At 61.5% G+C, this 15,014-nt stretch carries 17 protein-coding genes and 1 pseudogene; 7 read left to right on the top strand and 11 right to left on the bottom strand.

Annotated features, from left to right (window positions below; translation table 11 throughout):
* Positions 1-195: 195 nt before the first annotated feature.
* Both ACYVI2_RS18370 and ACYVI2_RS18365 read left to right on the top strand, forming a co-directional pair.
* The gene (locus tag ACYVI2_RS18370) at positions 196-837 is read left to right on the top strand and encodes a TetR/AcrR family transcriptional regulator (protein WP_415816198.1); all 642 of its coding nucleotides are present in this window, start codon (positions 196-198) and stop codon (positions 835-837) included.
* Positions 834-1,229, top strand: a complete 396-nt coding sequence (locus ACYVI2_RS18365; RefSeq protein WP_415816196.1) for a VOC family protein — start codon at positions 834-836, stop codon at positions 1,227-1,229. Before ACYVI2_RS18370 ends, ACYVI2_RS18365 begins: the two co-directional genes overlap by 4 nt.
* A 28-nt stretch (positions 1,230-1,257) precedes the next feature.
* Here ACYVI2_RS18365 and ACYVI2_RS18360 read toward each other — a convergent pair whose 3' ends face one another.
* Genes ACYVI2_RS18360 through ACYVI2_RS18345 form a run of 4 tightly spaced genes read right to left on the bottom strand, consistent with a single transcriptional unit; the run spans position 1,258 to position 3,674 of the window.
* Positions 1,258-2,250, bottom strand: coding sequence for a saccharopine dehydrogenase family protein (locus ACYVI2_RS18360; protein WP_415816194.1), 993 nt, complete (start codon positions 2,248-2,250; stop codon positions 1,258-1,260).
* Between the two features lie 22 nt (positions 2,251-2,272).
* On the bottom strand, positions 2,273-2,620 hold the full coding sequence (locus ACYVI2_RS18355) for a nuclear transport factor 2 family protein (RefSeq protein ID WP_415816192.1): 348 nt from the start codon (positions 2,618-2,620) through the stop codon (positions 2,273-2,275).
* 4 nt (positions 2,621-2,624) lie between these two features.
* Positions 2,625-3,026 carry a VOC family protein gene (locus ACYVI2_RS18350; protein ID WP_415816190.1) on the bottom strand — a complete coding sequence of 134 codons (402 nt, stop codon included), beginning with the start codon at positions 3,024-3,026 and terminating at the stop codon, positions 2,625-2,627.
* Positions 3,027-3,038: 12 nt separating this feature from the next.
* Positions 3,039-3,674, bottom strand: a complete 636-nt coding sequence (locus ACYVI2_RS18345) for an SDR family NAD(P)-dependent oxidoreductase (protein ID WP_460490331.1) — start codon at positions 3,672-3,674, stop codon at positions 3,039-3,041.
* A 137-nt stretch (positions 3,675-3,811) separates the two neighbouring features.
* On the opposite strand from ACYVI2_RS18345, the gene ACYVI2_RS18340 reads away from it, so the two are divergent.
* Positions 3,812-4,708, top strand: a complete 897-nt coding sequence (locus tag ACYVI2_RS18340) for an AraC family transcriptional regulator (RefSeq protein WP_415816188.1) — start codon at positions 3,812-3,814, stop codon at positions 4,706-4,708.
* 55 nt (positions 4,709-4,763) lie between these two features.
* Here ACYVI2_RS18340 and ACYVI2_RS18335 read toward each other — a convergent pair.
* Positions 4,764-5,078, bottom strand: a pseudogene (locus ACYVI2_RS18335) (DUF3363 domain-containing protein); the annotation flags it as partial.
* Between the two features lie 198 nt (positions 5,079-5,276).
* Here ACYVI2_RS18335 and ACYVI2_RS18330 point away from each other — a divergent pair.
* From ACYVI2_RS18330 to bioD, 4 genes are read left to right on the top strand one after another with little or no spacing between them, the layout of a single operon-like run.
* Positions 5,277-5,516, top strand: a complete 240-nt coding sequence (locus ACYVI2_RS18330; protein WP_415816186.1) for a hypothetical protein — start codon at positions 5,277-5,279, stop codon at positions 5,514-5,516.
* 54 nt (positions 5,517-5,570) lie between these two features.
* Positions 5,571-6,911, top strand: a complete 1,341-nt coding sequence (bioA, locus tag ACYVI2_RS18325) for an adenosylmethionine--8-amino-7-oxononanoate transaminase (protein WP_415816184.1) — start codon at positions 5,571-5,573, stop codon at positions 6,909-6,911.
* Entirely contained in the window at positions 6,911-8,101 is a 1,191-nt protein-coding gene (gene bioF / locus ACYVI2_RS18320) for an 8-amino-7-oxononanoate synthase (protein WP_460490342.1), read from the top strand. The genes bioA and bioF overlap by 1 nt, the downstream gene beginning before the upstream one ends.
* Before the next feature lies 1 nt (position 8,102).
* Positions 8,103-8,792 carry a dethiobiotin synthase gene (gene bioD, locus ACYVI2_RS18315; RefSeq protein WP_460490341.1) on the top strand — a complete coding sequence of 230 codons (690 nt, stop codon included), beginning with the start codon at positions 8,103-8,105 and terminating at the stop codon, positions 8,790-8,792.
* A gap of 6 nt (positions 8,793-8,798) precedes the next feature.
* On the opposite strand, the gene ACYVI2_RS18310 is transcribed toward bioD, so the two are convergent.
* From ACYVI2_RS18310 to ACYVI2_RS18285, 6 genes are all read right to left on the bottom strand, one after another.
* Positions 8,799-8,981 (bottom strand): integrase core domain-containing protein, encoded by a 183-nt coding sequence (locus ACYVI2_RS18310; RefSeq protein WP_415816180.1) that lies wholly within the window; start codon positions 8,979-8,981, stop codon positions 8,799-8,801.
* Between the two features lie 166 nt (positions 8,982-9,147).
* Positions 9,148-10,020, bottom strand: a complete 873-nt coding sequence (locus ACYVI2_RS18305) for a phosphonopyruvate hydrolase (protein ID WP_415816179.1) — start codon at positions 10,018-10,020, stop codon at positions 9,148-9,150.
* A gap of 67 nt (positions 10,021-10,087) precedes the next feature.
* On the bottom strand, positions 10,088-11,335 hold the full coding sequence (locus tag ACYVI2_RS18300) for a pyridoxal phosphate-dependent aminotransferase (protein ID WP_415816177.1): 1,248 nt from the start codon (positions 11,333-11,335) through the stop codon (positions 10,088-10,090).
* Entirely contained in the window at positions 11,332-12,990 is a 1,659-nt protein-coding gene (locus tag ACYVI2_RS18295) for an ABC transporter permease (RefSeq protein ID WP_415816175.1), read from the bottom strand. The genes ACYVI2_RS18300 and ACYVI2_RS18295 overlap by 4 nt, the downstream gene beginning before the upstream one ends.
* A complete protein-coding gene (locus ACYVI2_RS18290; protein ID WP_415816173.1) occupies positions 12,987-14,051 on the bottom strand; it encodes an ABC transporter ATP-binding protein in 1,065 nt (354 codons plus the stop codon). Before ACYVI2_RS18290 ends, ACYVI2_RS18295 begins: the two co-directional genes overlap by 4 nt.
* Positions 14,052-14,082: 31 nt before the next feature.
* Positions 14,083-15,012 carry an ABC transporter substrate-binding protein gene (locus tag ACYVI2_RS18285; protein WP_415816171.1) on the bottom strand — a complete coding sequence of 310 codons (930 nt, stop codon included), beginning with the start codon at positions 15,010-15,012 and terminating at the stop codon, positions 14,083-14,085.
* Positions 15,013-15,014: the final 2 nt, after the last annotated feature.

Here is a 15,014-nt window from a genome sequence, read left to right as displayed (position 1 = left end):
CTTCAATGACAGCGGTTGTCACGGGAGCAAACAAGGGCATCGGGTATGCCATCGCGCACGTCCTGGGCCGAGGGGCTTCCGGACAGTTGATGCCTGCTTCACGCCCAAGGTGGCCCAACGTAATATTGGCCGGGCCCTTGTTGTTTTCGGGCCATTTTTGAAATTTCCCACGAATACTGGATGAGCCCATCGACTATGAAACAGAGACAGTCGGCATCGCCCAAGGGCGATGCCGGACGCCTGCCAGCCCGCCCATCGCGGCGCGCCTTCGACCGTGAAGCCGGAATTTCCATTGCGAAGGAACTGTTCCATGAACGGGGGTATGACGCCGTAGGGGTCGCCGAACTTACGCGCGTCCTCGGCATCAACCCGCCTAGCCTCTATGCCGCTTACGGCAGCAAGGCAGGACTTTATGCACACTGCCTGACAGTCTATGTCGAAGAGGCCAATCTTCCAGCAAACAAGATTCTGACACCCGGCCGACCACTTCCCGAAGCAATCAACGACTTGTTGTTACGAGGGGCCGAGCTTTACACGAAGTCGAAAACCAAGCGTGGCTGCATGGTGGCGGAGGGCATGCGCGCCGACGATCCACAGGCTCGCGCTCTGGCCAATGCCTACGGGGAAGCTGCTGCTCATTTTATCGAGCATTACATAAGCGAAACGGAGCCCCAGCGGGCGCGGGAACTCGCCGATTATGTAGTCACGACCCTCCAGGGCTTGTCGGCAGCAGCACGCGCCGGGTTATCCAAGGCGCGTCTATTGGCGGTCGCCAACCTCGCCGGCCAGTCTTTCGGGATGTTTCTTGCCCCCCTTCTGAGTGACACATCGCCATGACTATCCTTGATCACATTGAATTCGCCGTGCGCGATGCCGAAGCATCGCGACGTTTTTATGAACGTGCCCTTGCACCTTTGGATATTGCCTGGGTCATCGCGGTCGGCCCCGAGCACACCCGCATGGGAGGCACTCGTCATGGATTCGGCAAGGATGGGTATCCGTGCCTCTGGATTCATGACAACGAATCCCCCGGGACGGGGACGCACATTGCTTTTTCAGCGGAAGATCGCTCCATCGTCGATGCCTTCTACCGAGCTGCACTGAACGCAGGTGGAACCGACAACGGGCCGCCTGGTGTTCGGACGCGCTACCATGCCCACTACTACGCCGCCTACGTGCTCGACCCGGATGGCGTTAATGTGGAGGTGGTCTGTCAGCGACCGTCCTAATCGCGTATCCACCTGCGTAGTGTCATGGTTAATGTGCGTCGATAATCTGAGTATCCGCAATAGTCTCGGCAAAGCCGTGACCAAACAGGCCAGCGGGAGTTTGGTAACCCGTGCGAACTTCACCGGCAAGCACTCGGCGGGCTGCTTCAGCAGCCGCCATAGAGGTAAAGGTGTACCCATTCACCGCATTAAGTATTGAACGTACCGCTGTGCCATCAACATCAGTGACTTCAGCGGTCGCGTAGTACCGATTCGCCGTCCGTTCTTCGGTACTGGGGCCGACAGGAATATCTTTGATGTCACCAGTCGGAAACGCACCCGCGGAGACGTGAACGAACGTCTCGATGTCAGGTACGCCGGTCGCCTGGTGGATGGTCACGAGGTCGGGAAGAGTCACGGGAAACGCGGGCTGCGGTCCTTGGCCGAAATCGAAGTCGCGGATTTCCTCGGGGCTACGCTCGACGAGTTTTCCGTCCACGAGCTGGAGTGTTTCCGTTACGACATTTTGACTCGCGCTGGCCGCCGAGCCCCGTGAAATCGAACCTGACACATGAAGGGCGATGCTGATCTTTTGCGGGTTCCTGGCTCTCGCTACCGTGTGCCCGACAAGGCTTCCGAGCATTGCGACGCTACCCCCGCTACCCGGCAGAAGCATTACGCCTGCGGCGCGGGCTTGCGCGTCCAGCGCCAACGCTTCCTGATAGGTGCTGAGTTCGGCTGAGAAGTCGAGGTAGTGAACACCGGCACGGATCGCGGCAGACATAAGCGGACCCGCTGTATTCATGAACGGCCCAGCGGTATTGAGTAGGACAGCGACACCTTCAAGCCCCTTTCCGATTGCGTCGGGATCGTCGAGCGAGAAAAGCCGCACATTGGCACCAAGGCATCCAGCCAACGCTTCAAGTGCATCTTTGTCTCGGGCACGGCCTGCGAGAACCAGGTCGAGGCCTGCGGAGGCGGCGTGCTCTGCCGCCATGCCGCCGGTGTAGCCAGCAGCGCCATAAATCATCAGTTTTTTCATTGTGCTTCTGCTCTCAGGCCGGTTATTCGAGACCGGCGTCAATGCGCTCGATCAGCCCATGGTCATCTGCGGAGATCTTCAGCAGGCCGATCTCATGTCCGAAACCCCCGGTGAAATCGACGCGCACGCTCGCACGGCGGCTGCCCGATTTTTTGATCGACAAGATGCGAGTGGCCGTGTGATAACCGACGAAGTACCGTTCGATATAGTCTCGGATGCCAGCGTGGCCGTCGAAGCGGTGCCCCGTGGACGGATCGTCAATTACGGCATCCGGTGCAAACAAGGCCAGCGCACGTTCGACATCAAAAGCGTTCGTTGCCGCGATCAGCGCATCAGCGATCCCGTGCAGGTCATCATTTTGCCGAATCATCACATCAACCCTCGTGCTGCCAGCTCTTGTAGACGAACTCAAGGCTGTAGCCATCCAGATCTCGCACCTGTGCCGCGTAATAGCGGGGATCGTAGTGAAGCTGCGGCCCCGGTGGATGGATCTCGGTCGCGCCAGCCGCCAATGCTTCGGTATAGGCGGAGTTCACCATCTCTTCGGAGTCGGCAACGAAGCCGACATGCACCGCACTCGGCGCAGCCACACCCTGCCTCAGCCAGAAAAACATACGACCCTTTGCCCCAAAACCCTTGAGGTCAGGATGGCCCGTCGGGCCGTCTTTGCCGTCATAATCGTGGCGATTCGTGATCCCGAGGATGGGCAATACCTTTTCGTAAAAGGCGATCGAGCAGGCCGTGTCGCTGACCGTGAGAAAGATATGATCGAGCATAAGAAACTCCTTTCAAATGATGTAGCCGCCGGCGACTTCGATGCTCTGGGCGTTAATCCAGCCACCATCCCCCGTCAGCAGCGAGGCGATTACACGGGTGACTTCTTCCGGTTCGCCCACACGCCCGAGGGCTGTCTGCGATACCAGAACTGCCTCGAACTCGGCGGTTAAGCCTCCGCTGAGCTCGGTGCGGATCGGGCCAGGCGACACGGCATTGACCCGGATGCGGCGCTCGCCAAATTCCTTGGCCATGTAGCGTGTCAACACTTCCAAGCCGCCCTTGAACGTCGCATACAGTGCAACGCCAGCGGTCGCCACTCGTGTGGTCGCACTGGTCACATTGACAATACTCGCGCCATCTCTCAGCAACGGCAGAAACGTCTGGGTCAGGAAGAACGGACCTTTCAGATGCACATTCATCAGGCCTTCAAGCTGTGACTCAGTGACAGCTTCGATTGGGTTGTATAACCCGTAGCCCGCGTTGTTTACCAAGCCGTCCAGCCTATTCTGCCCCCAACTCCGATGCCAAAGCTTGCTCCACCGCAGAACGGAAGATCGCGAAGGTGCCGACATCGCAAACATCCAACGGCAACGCAACTGCTTTGCCCTGATGCCCCGGCTGCCTCCCCTAATGATGACGGTACCCATGTGCGGCTCCAATAAAATGCAGTGTCCGCACACGATAGACATTCGCTCATATCTTGACCCACCTGTTCCTGTCTAATTTCTGCCTATTTCTGCTTTTTACCTTGTCATTGGACTGGGCCTAACGTTCAATGATCGCTATGGAAGAACAACTGAACGAACTCCGAAGCCTGACTGCCCACGCTCGAAATCAACGAACTGAGACGGGCATTCCGCGTGTAGCGATGGTTCAGGGGGAAATTCCGCAACATCAGCTTGCCGCTGTGTATGACCCGATGGTCAACCTGATCCTGCAAGGGGGCAAGTCCATGACCGTAGGCGGGCAGACCCTGCACTACGACCCTGCCACGTACTTCGTCATGTCCATTGGCCTTCCTGCGGCTGGCGTGGTGCATGACACTGATTCCGGGGAACCCTACCTGGCGGTAAGCTTGACCCTCGACGCGTCCCTTATTTCGCATTTGCTCTCGGATTTGCCCAGTGCAGCCGGCAGAGTCGAACAGGAAACAGCCTTCTCCGTCGCGGCGGTAACCCCGGAGCTTTTGGACGCTTGGGTACGCATGTTGCGCTTAATGCAACATCCGACCGACATCCCCGCACTGGCCCCTGCCTACGAGCGAGAAATTCTGTATCGAGTGCTGCAAGGCCCAATGGGATGGATGCTGAGGGACATTGCAACGCCGAACACCGCCCTGGAGCGGATGAGCCGTGTCATCCAACGCATCCGCCAGGACTATGCGCTTCCTTTGCGGATGGAAGAACTCGCCGAGGGGGCAGCCATGAGCGTGTCGGCGTTCCACCGTCACTTCAAAGCCGTGACTGCGCTCAGCCCCTTGCAGTACCAAAAGCAGATTCGCCTACTTCAAGCACGCACGCTGCTTATCGCTGCCGGCTATAACGTTACTTCGGCTGCTCATGAGGTGGGTTATGAGAGCCCAACTCAATTCAGCCGGGAGTACGCTCGCGCATTCGGTCGCCCCCCCATGAGGGATGCTGCGCGACTTATTGCAGACTTGAAGCCTGAGCTGCGGGGTTGACTTGGCGATGCTAATCACGGTGCAAGTCCGTAATTCATCTAAGGCGCTGGTTCTTTTACCCAACTGATAGCCCCTGTCGGCGTCCAGTTTCCCACGACACCCCACCCCCGCGCACCATCGCGGCGATCTGCTGCCCCAGTCGCTGCTCGATCACGGGCCGCCACGGCACCAGGCTGAATCCCATGCCGTTATCGAGCGTCGCGTAGCGACCGCTGGCGAGCATGACCGAGCACCGGTAAATGCCGGCCACGCGCTGACCATCGGCGACGAGCCGATGTTCCAGTCCGGTGTCGGCGGCAATGTCCTTGGTGGCCTGCGTCAGTTCCCGATTGCGCAGCGTGCCCAGCAGGTTGCGCGCCAGGATCACGCGCTATCCGCGGACACCACGGTATCCCGGAGTTCGATGGCCTTGGCTTGAGGTTATGCCGAGTCGACTACGGACTTGGTGAGCTTGATTTTCGCCATGATGACTCCTCGGAAAGCCCGGTTTCGAAGAGCCGCATGGGAGCCACGCGAGGGAAGCCGGGTCAAATTTCGGAAAGCACCTGCATATGTTGGACTCGCCTAAATGATTGATAAACCTGCTGTATCTGTCCGCGAATTGCGTGCTGGAACCATCGTGAAACAATTTTTTTCACATCCGGCACCCGCGCAGATCACCGCGGGATGCCGACGCGATACGGTGAATGGACAGCCAATTCCCGCCTTCTGCACGCTTCCGGCCCCCAATATCTGCAAAGTCGCGGGGATTGCCAGCCCGCCCGGCTGTTCCTACTATCCGCCGCTCTACTGTTCGGCCGGTGCCTGATACTCGCGGTGGCTGTCACCGCGAGGCGGGCCCGGCTTGGTTCTGGAGCCGGCAATGCACGATCGCGCACCTGATTCCCGCACCGCCGACTGGCGCGCCCGCAGCTTGCGCCACGTCTGGCATCCCTGCACCCAGATGAAGCGCCAAGCCACCATGCCCTTGCTGGCGCTGGCGCGTGGCGAAGGGCCGTGGCTGGTCGACATGGATGGCCGCCGCTACCTCGACGCCATCAGCTCGTGGTGGGTGAACTTGTTCGGCCATGCCAACCCGCGCATCAACGCCGCGCTGCACGACCAACTGGCCCGGCTGCCGCACGCGATGCTGGCGGGCTGCACGCACGCGCCGGCCGTTGAGCTGGCCGAGCGGCTGTCGGCGCTCGCTGGCGGCGCGTTGGGCCATTGCTTCTATGCCTCGGACGGTGCATCGGCGGTGGAAATCGCCCTGAAGATGAGCTTCCACGCATGGCGCAACGAGGGTCACACCAACAAGCGCGAATTCGTCTGCGTGCGCCATAGCTACCACGGCGAGACGCTGGGCGCGTTGGGCGTCACCGACGTGGCCGTGTTCCGCGACGCCTATGATCCCCTGTTGCGCCATGCCCACGTGGTGGCGTCGCCCGATGCCCGCCAAGCAGGCCCCGGCGAAGACGCTGCCGCCGTCGCGCAACGCGCCGCTGCCAACCTGCAGGCCTTGCTCGAAGCCCGCCATCGGCAGATCGCCTCGGTCATCATCGAGCCTCTGGTGCAATGCGCGGCGGGCATGGCGATGCACGATTCCTCCTACCTGCGCCACGTGCGCGCGCTGTGCGATCGCTACCAGGTGCACCTGATCGCCGACGAGATCGCGGTCGGCTGCGGGCGCACTGGCTCATTTTTCGCGTGCGAACAGGCCGGCATCTGGCCCGACCTGATGACGTTGTCCAAAGGCATCACCGGCGGCTACCTGCCGTTGTCACTGGTGCTGAGCACCGACGCCATCTACGACGCCTTCTACGATGACGACGTGGCGCGCGGCTTTCTGCACTCGCACTCGTACACCGGCAACCCGCTGGCCTGCCGCGCGGCGCTGGCGACGTTGACCATTTTCGACGAAGACGACATCCTGGCGCGCAACCGCGCCTGGGTGGCGCAATTCGATGCGGCCCTGGCGCCACTGCGGCACCACCCCGCGGTTCGCCACTGGCGGCGCACCGGCATGATCTGGGCGTTCGACGTGGCGGCCGATGCCCGCTTCGCGCAGCGCTATGCGACGGCGGCGCTGGCGCGCGGCCTGCTGCTGCGCCCCATCGGCGCCACGGTCTACCTGATGCCGCCCTACGTGCTGGATGAGGCAACCACCGCCTGGCTGGCGCGCGAGACGCTGGCCACGCTCGACGACGCACTGGAGGCCCGATGATGCAATTGCTCGACTCCCTGGAAACCAGCCTGCGCGATCTCGAGGCGCGTGATCTGAGCCGCCGCCGACGCACCACCGATACTCCCTGCGCGCCCCAAGTGCGCGTCGATGGCCGCTATATGCTGGCCTTCTGCAGCAACGACTACCTGGGCTTGGCGGCCCACCCGGCGATAATCGCCGCCCTGGCCGATGGCGCCGCGCGCTACGGCGCGGGCAGCGGGGCCTCGCACCTGATCAGCGGCCACAGCCGCGCCCATGCGCAACTGGAAGAGCGGCTGGCGGCCATGCTGGCGCCGCATATCGAGCAGGTCCGGGCGCTGTACTTCTGCACCGGCTACATGGCCAACTTGGCGGTGCTGGGCGCGCTCGCCGACAAGGACGCCGAGATCTATTCCGAAGCGCTCAACCATGCCTCGTTGATCGACGGCGCGCGGCTGTCGCGCGCGCGCGTCCAAGTCTACCCGCACCGCGATACCGGCATGCTGGACAGGCTGCTGGCGGACAGCCGGGCGCGTACCCGGCTGATCGTGACCGACGGAGTATTTTCGATGGACGGTGACATTGCTCCGCTGCGCGAGCTGCTGGCACTGGCCGAGCGCCATGGCGCCTGGCTAGTGGTGGACGATGCGCATGGCTTCGGCGTGCTGGGCGAACGCGGCCACGGCGTGCTGGAGCAGCTGGGCCTGAGCTCGCCGCACTTGGTGATGATCGGCACGCTCGGCAAGGCCGCCGGCGTGGGCGGGGCCTTCGTGGCCGCACACACGACCGTGATCGACTGGCTGGTCAACCGCGCCCGGCCGTATATCTTCAGCACCGCCGCAGCGCCGGCGCAGGCCCATGCGCTGTTGGCCAGCCTCGACCTCATCGAAGGCGCGGAGGGCGCACGACGCCGTGCGCATCTACGCGCCCTGACCGGCCGCTTGCAGGCCGGCCTGCGCCTGCGGCGCTGGCGCCACGACCCCACCCCCACCGCCATCCAGCCGGTCGTGCTGGGCGACAACGCCGCGGCCCTGCGCGCAGCGGCGGCGCTGGAACGCGCGGCATTGTGGGTGCCCGCTATCCGGCCGCCCACCGTGCCGCCCGGCACCGCGCGCCTTCGCGTGACCCTTTCGGCGGCGCACCAGCCCGCCGACGTGGACCGGCTGGTCCATACCCTGAACCGCTTGGAAGATGAGCTCGGCCATGCCTGATATGCCACGCCCGCACGACTATTTCGTCACCGGCACCGACACCGAGATCGGCAAGACGCTGGTGTCCTGCGCGCTGCTGATCGCGGCGGCGCGGCACGGCCGGTCGGCGGCCGGCCTGAAGGCCGTGGCGGCCGGCGCGCAGCCGGCCGACGGCCGCTGGCTCAACGAGGACGTAGAGCAACTGCGCCAGGCCAGCACCGTGGCGCTGCCCGGCGCGGGACACTGCCCCTACGTGCTGCGCGCCGCGGCCGCACCACACATCGCCGCCGCCGCCGAGGGCGTGGCGCTGGAGACGGAGGCCATCGTGCAGGCATATCGGCAGGCCACCGCACATGCGGACGCCATCATCATCGAAGGGGTGGGGGGCTTCCGCGTGCCGCTGAACGACCATCAGGACACGGCCGACTTAGCGCAGCGGCTCGGCCTGCCGGTCATCCTGGTGGTGGGCATACGGTTGGGCTGCATCAGCCATGCCCTGCTCACCGCCGAGGCGATTGCCGCACGCGGGCTGCGCCTGGCAGGCTGGGTAGCCAACCAGGTCGACCCGGCAATGCAACAGGCACCAGCCAACATACAGGCGCTCGAACAGCGCCTGCCGGCCCCCTTGCTGGGCACGCTGCCATACCTGGACCGGCCCGACCCGCGCGAAGCCGCGCGGCAGCTGCGCGCCAGCCGACTGTACAGGTCCTAGGACGGCTTACTCGGCGTGCAGTACCGCGAATCGTTCGACCAGGAAGTCGATCAGCGCTCGCACCGCCGGGATGCCGCCCAGCGCTTCATGTAGGCCATGCTCGTTGTAGTCGATCAGCCAGCAGTCGGTGATGAAGAACTGAGTGGGCTGGCCTCGGAGGCTGAGCACATACACTTTAATGTCGACCATGTATGACATGTGCTGCCAAATACCGTAGCGTTAAATCCGTATTTCCGCCGTTGTCTTTCAGTTCGTCGTTTGAGGCGTCCAGTGAGTAGCAGGAAATAGTTTATTGATGTTATTGCGTGCGTCTATGTCATGCGTTCACCAAGAACACCACTCGAGCAGCCCACCTCTACCGCAAGAACCTCCTTTCCACCCCCCGCATCGCCTCATCCCCCTGCAGCCCAATAATCTCCCCCACCGTAGGCAACTCCGCATCAACTTCTCGAATGCCACCATCACGACGAATCTGCGCGAACACCTTCTGCATCGCCCCTACCGCCGCACGAATCGCGTGATTGCCATAAATCACCACCCCGACCTTCCCCAGCGCACTGATGTCCGCCTCCGTCAATGCCGGATAGGCCGTAGGCACCAGCACCAGTGGCACCTTGCCCGGCCAGGCATGGACAAAAGCCAGAATCTCATCCGGCGTCTTCTGCTTGGAGTGAATCAAGATCGCATCCGCACCCGCCTCTTCGTAGGCCAGCCCGCGCTTGATCGCCTCCTCCTGCCCCAACCCTGCAATCAACGCTTCGACCCGTGCAATCACCACAAAGTCGTTGTCCTTGCGTGATGTTGCAGCGGCTGCAATCTTTCCCTGAAACTCTTCGATTCGAACTAGTTCCTGTCGGCCATTTGCACGAAGACTGGTGTCTTTGGGGAAGGTCTTGTCTTCCATCACAATGGCCGATGCACCGGCGGCTTCGTATTGCGGCACGATGTAGTGCACATTCACCGCGTTGCCGAATCCGGTGTCGATGTCGGCAATGATGGGGATGGACACGATGGAGGCCATGGCACGCATCATCTCAAGATGGGTGCCCATGGACAGAATGTTGGCGTCGGGTACGGCGTAACTGGCTGACAGTTCGAAGCCGCTGCCCCAGATGCCGCCAAAGCCCGCCTGCTCGGCAAGCTTTGCACTCAAGGGGTTATGTGCGGCCATAGCTGTGAATAGCTTGCCGCTGTTTAGTGCATTGCGCAGGATCTGGTTCTTGGTCATTTGAGTTGATCTCGTTCTATCTATATTGATTGCCGCAGGTTGCTCTCTTTGAGCAACCTGCATCCATTCAGCGCAATGTTGCGCAGGCTTGCGCGATGCGTGTCATGGCGATCTCGAGGTCTTCGTCGGACGCAGCGTAGGACACCCGAAAGTGGCCGGGGAGTTCGAATGCCGATCCGGGCACGATGGCCACGCCGGCCATGCGCAACAGATAGAGCGCGAGGTCGCTATCGGTGGCGATGACGGTATTGTCGGCGTCGCGTCTGCCGAGCAGGCCTTCGCAGCTGGGGAAGGCGTAGAAGGCGCCGGGGGGCAGGTCGCAGGACAGGCCGTCGATGGCGTTGAGTTTTCTGACCACGCTGTCTCGGCGCGATCGGAACGCGGCCACGAAGCCTGGCAGGAAGTCCGTCGGGCCATCGAGCGCGGCAATCGATGCGGCCTGACTGATGGAACTGGTGTGCGATGTCGACTGCGATTGCACGAGGTTCATGGCCTTGATGAGTTCGACGGGCCCGGCACCGAACCCGACCCGCCATCCCGTCATAGCGTAGGCTTTGGACACGCCGTTGATGGTAAGGGTGCGCGTGGCGAGCTCGGGCGAGACGGCTGCGGGAGTCGCAAAGGGGGTGTCGTCATAGCGGATTTTTTCGTAGATGTCGTCGGCCATCAGCCACACATGGGGGTGGCGTACGAGCACTTCGGCCAAAGCGGCCAACTCATCGTGCGAATACACGGCACCGCTGGGGTTGGACGGCGAGTTGAGCATCAGCCATTTGGTGCGTGGCGTAATGGCCGCTTCCAATTGGGCAGGCGTAATTTTGAACGCGGTCTCTGCGCCGCAGCGAACGATGACGGGCTTTCCACCGGCGAGCAGCACCATCTCGGGGTAGGACACCCACGCGGGGGTCGGCACGACAACCTCGTCGCCTGGGTTGATGGTGGCTTGCAGCGCGTTGTAGAGCAACTGTTTGGCACCGCAGCCGACCTGAATCTGTTCGGGCGTAAAGTGAAGCTGGTTGTCGCGTTCGAACTTGCGGACGACGGCCTCGCGCAAGGCGAAGGTGCCAGCTACATCTGTGTATCGCGATTCGTTGCGGTCGATGGCGGCTTTTGCCGCATCGCGTACGTGTTGCGGCGTGGGGAAATCGGGCTCGCCCTGGCTGAGCGTAATGACGTGCTGGCCATCGCGCTTGAGCTGGTTGGCCATGCGAGTCATTTCTTTGGTCGCCGAAGGTTTTGCGCCGAGCACGCGATCAGCAAGGAAGGGACGACCTACGTCGGCCCCCTTACCTACATTGTCTATGTCGTTGTTCATTCTATCGTTCCGACTTTAAGCTTGAATAACCAGCGCGCCAGCGCCAGGGGTATGAAAATAGTCGCCAGCAGGACGAGGCTGTAGGCGCATGCCAGCGCGATACGACCACTGTCGATCTGCTGAAAGATTTCGATGGGCATGGTGTTCATCCCGCCGAAATACAGCACCACGGTTGCGGAGAGTTCCGATAACGTGGTGATCCACATCAACACGGCTGCAGCAATCACTGATGGAATGATGACGGGCAGCACAACGCGTATGAAGCTGCGCAAGGGCGCGACGCCCAGGCTCATTGATGCTTCTTCGACGGAGTCCTTCAGGTTATGCAGCGGGCCGGCTGCCGCACGCACGCTAGTGGGCATGCGTCTCAAGAAGTACGCTAATGCCATGATCACCCAGGTGCCCGTCAGCACTATCGGGCCTGCGTTGAACGCGTTAATCAAGGCAATGCCCAGCACGGTGCCCGCGATGGTCAGTGGCAGCATCACCATCACGTCCAGGATGTGGGTCAGCACCGAACGGCGTTTGACGATGAGATAGGCCGAGGCAACCGAGAACACCAGCCCGACAGCTGTGGCAATCGAAGCCAGAAAGAGGGAGTTGTACAAGGGCTCTGGTGCGCGTACCAACGCGTGCTGGATATGCGCCAAGGTGAAGCCACCATAACGCAACACGGGGCCGATGGACGGAGTAAAGGCCGTGATGATCACGACGACGGCGGGCAGCATGGATAGCCCTACCATGAACAGCACGAGTGTGCTGGCAAAGATTGCACGGCCGCCGGATATACCCATTGGCAACGGACTGCGTCCTGATTCCATCTGAAACTGTCGACGTTCAACGACGAATTTCTGAATCAGTAATAGCCCTGCACCCAGAAACACAAGTATTGACGCCATCGTGGTCTGCATCTGGGGATTTCCGCCCATTTCACTGACGAACTCGTTGTACGCCTTCACAGCCAGCACTGGCGTTCGCGCGCCGAGGATGGCAGGCACACCGAAGCTGCCGATCACGTGAGTGAAGACGATCAACGCACCCGCGAATATCGAGGGCAACAACAGGGGAAAGGTCACGCCGCTCCACACCCGTCCGATGGGCTGGCCCAGACTGCATGCGGCTTCTTCCAGATTGCGATCGATCGATTTCAATCCGACCAGTACAGCGACAAACGCATAAACATAGTTGTTCAAGGTCATCACGAAGACCAGGCCCCACCAGGAATACAGTGACGGCAGTTCAAGGCCCAGCGGCGAGATCAGCGTGTTGACCAGGCCTTGCTTGCCCAGCAGTAGCAACCAGGCTGCGGCCACGACCACGTCAGGGATGACCAACGTGATCAATGGCAATGCAGTGACCAGGCCAGCAAGCGGGAAGGTGAACCGTGCGACCATCACCGCCATGGCAGTTCCCACCAGCATCGAGGTGATGGTGACCGACACACCCAGAATCAACGTGTTGAAGAACACATCACGATAGGACGGGTCGGAGAAGAAGCGAACATATCCACCCAGATCCATCTGCCCGTCTGCGCCCATGAAGGACTTGCCCAGCATGCCAATCAACGGCCAGATCAGGAAGATGCCAAGCAGCCCGATAGCCATGACAGCGACGATGAGCCAGGTCGGATCGCGTTTGAGTGAGCCGAGCATCATGAGGGCTCCACGATGGGCGCGTTACGGGGAAGCGCCAAGACCACCGGATCGCCAGTACGGCGTACTGCACCGTCGTGGATCGTGCGCACGTCGATACGAATGATGCCCGCCGCTGTGCGCACGGCGTAACCGGTCAGACTTCCGCGAAATTCAACATGCTCGATCACACCCGCCAAATTCCCTTCATCTGCCACCGCTGCATTGCTGAACAGCATTTCTTCGCTTCTGATGGCGAGCGATGAGCCGGGCTTAACCGGCGCGTCGTGGCTGGTGATGAGCACGCCTGCTGCAGTTTTCAGTCGACGCAGTCCGGCCTCAGACCCCGGCAGCTCCTGCTCGATGGCGATGAGATTGGCGCTGCCAACGAAATCCGCGGCAAACGCCGTACGGGGAAAAGCATAGATGTCACGAGGGGCTCCTATCTGCACGATGCGGCCTCGGTCCAGCACTGCGATCAGATCGGACATGGCCAGCGCTTCTTCCTGATCGTGCGTCACGAATACCGTCGTGATGCCGGCCTCGGTCTGCAAGTCGCGAATCATGGCGCGCAATTCGACCCGCAGCTTCACGTCCAGCGCAGACAGCGGTTCGTCCAGCAGCAGTAGCTTGGGCTGGATGACCAGTGCGCGCGCCATCGCCACCCGTTGCCGTTGGCCGCCGGACAGCGCTGCCGGGGAGCGATCGGCGAACGCAGCCAGTCCCACGCGGTCGAGCATGACCATGGCGCGTTCGCGTGCCTGGGCGGGCGGAATCTTGCGCGCCGCCAGCCCATAGCAGACATTGGCAAGGATGGAGCGGTCCGGAAACAAGGCGTAGTCCTGAAAGACCATGCCCACGCCACGCCGGTGCACGGGCACATGGGTCACATCGTCTTCCCCGAAAAGAATCCTGCCGGAATCGGGTCGAACAAAGCCGCCCAGCATGCGAAGCAGCGTGGTCTTGCCGCAACCCGAGGGGCCAAGGAGGGTGAAAAATTTGCCGCTGGGCAGGGTCAGATCCAGGTCGTTGAACAGGTTCTGTCCACCATAGCTCTGGACTATGGATTCAAATGAAACTTGCATGATGGCTTGTGCTCGCTGATCAGAAAGAGGATCAGCGGGCGCTGATGATCTGGCGCCATTGCGCGATGAATTCTGCGCGTTGCGCGCCCATGGCCGCGTCGTCCAGCTGGACAATCGACACGTCCGACAGCTTGGGCAAGGCAGCCAGTGCGCTGACGTCGATGTCCTGGCGCAAGGGGCGGCGGTAGGCGCTTTTGAATACCTCGGTCTGGGTTTCCTTGGATGCCAGGTACTCGTACAGCTTGCGTGCCGGTTCCGGGTTCTTGCCGTTCTTGATGATGGCCATGCCTTCGGGCGACAGGAACGTGCCTTCTGTCGGATAGATCAGCTTGATTTCTTTCATGCCGCCGGCGATGTATTCATATCCGGCATATTCCATGGTGACCGCGACGGCAAACTCGCCCTTGGCCACGCCTTCATACGCAGCTGATGTGGTGCCCACGATGACGGCGTTGCGGGCAATCTTGGTCAGCGTCTCCAGCCCCAGCTGCTTGTGCAGGCCATACATCGCAACGAACGATGCGCTGCTGCGCTCAGGATCGGGAATGACAATCTTGCCTTTCCATTTCGGGTCAGCCAGGTCCACCCAACCCTTGGGTAACTGGCCTTGCGGCACCTGCTTGAGATTGGCCATCAGCACGGTCACATGGGTATTCGTGCCGAGCCACAGATTGTCCGGGCCGCGATAGGCTGCGGGTACGGCGGCGGCTTGCGGTGAAGCGTAGGGTGCGAGCTGGTCGCGGAACTCGCTGATGGTGGATAGCCCACCCGACCAGAAAATGTCGCCCAGGGGATTGTTGGCTTCGGCCTTGATGCGTTGCATGAGTGCGCCCGTTCCCGCACGCACAACCGACACCTTGATATCCGGGTGAGCCTTGGCGAAGCCGTCCAGCACACGGTTGACCGTCTCGACATTGTTGGAGGAATAAAGCACGACATCGGCGGCCCGTGTCACACTCATGG

Source organism: Bordetella tumbae (assembly GCF_054780995.1).
Note: the sequence above shows the minus strand (reverse complement) of the source record. Positions and strands in the feature narration are given on the sequence as shown.

Bases quoted from the DNA above. Each gene is read 5' to 3' on its own strand.
- ACYVI2_RS18370 (WP_415816198.1), top strand. From the start codon at position 196: ATGAAACAGAGACAGTCGGCATCGCCCAAGGGCGATGCCGGACGCCTG.
- ACYVI2_RS18365 (WP_415816196.1), top strand. From the start codon at position 834: ATGACTATCCTTGATCACATTGAATTCGCCGTGCGCGATGCCGAAGCA.
- ACYVI2_RS18360 (WP_415816194.1), bottom strand. From the start codon at position 2,250: ATGAAAAAACTGATGATTTATGGCGCTGCTGGCTACACCGGCGGCATG.
- ACYVI2_RS18355 (WP_415816192.1), bottom strand. From the start codon at position 2,620: ATGATTCGGCAAAATGATGACCTGCACGGGATCGCTGATGCGCTGATC.
- ACYVI2_RS18350 (WP_415816190.1), bottom strand. From the start codon at position 3,026: ATGCTCGATCATATCTTTCTCACGGTCAGCGACACGGCCTGCTCGATC.
- ACYVI2_RS18345 (WP_460490331.1), bottom strand. From the start codon at position 3,674: ATGGGTACCGTCATCATTAGGGGAGGCAGCCGGGGCATCAGGGCAAAG.
- ACYVI2_RS18340 (WP_415816188.1), top strand. From the start codon at position 3,812: ATGGAAGAACAACTGAACGAACTCCGAAGCCTGACTGCCCACGCTCGA.
- ACYVI2_RS18330 (WP_415816186.1), top strand. From the start codon at position 5,277: ATGATTGATAAACCTGCTGTATCTGTCCGCGAATTGCGTGCTGGAACC.
- bioA (WP_415816184.1), top strand. From the start codon at position 5,571: ATGCACGATCGCGCACCTGATTCCCGCACCGCCGACTGGCGCGCCCGC.
- bioF (WP_460490342.1), top strand. From the start codon at position 6,911: ATGCAATTGCTCGACTCCCTGGAAACCAGCCTGCGCGATCTCGAGGCG.
- bioD (WP_460490341.1), top strand. From the start codon at position 8,103: ATGCCACGCCCGCACGACTATTTCGTCACCGGCACCGACACCGAGATC.
- ACYVI2_RS18310 (WP_415816180.1), bottom strand. From the start codon at position 8,981: ATGGTCGACATTAAAGTGTATGTGCTCAGCCTCCGAGGCCAGCCCACT.
- ACYVI2_RS18305 (WP_415816179.1), bottom strand. From the start codon at position 10,020: ATGACCAAGAACCAGATCCTGCGCAATGCACTAAACAGCGGCAAGCTA.
- ACYVI2_RS18300 (WP_415816177.1), bottom strand. From the start codon at position 11,335: ATGAACAACGACATAGACAATGTAGGTAAGGGGGCCGACGTAGGTCGT.
- ACYVI2_RS18295 (WP_415816175.1), bottom strand. From the start codon at position 12,990: ATGATGCTCGGCTCACTCAAACGCGATCCGACCTGGCTCATCGTCGCT.
- ACYVI2_RS18290 (WP_415816173.1), bottom strand. From the start codon at position 14,051: ATGCAAGTTTCATTTGAATCCATAGTCCAGAGCTATGGTGGACAGAAC.
- ACYVI2_RS18285 (WP_415816171.1), bottom strand. From the start codon at position 15,012: ATGAGTGTGACACGGGCCGCCGATGTCGTGCTTTATTCCTCCAACAAT.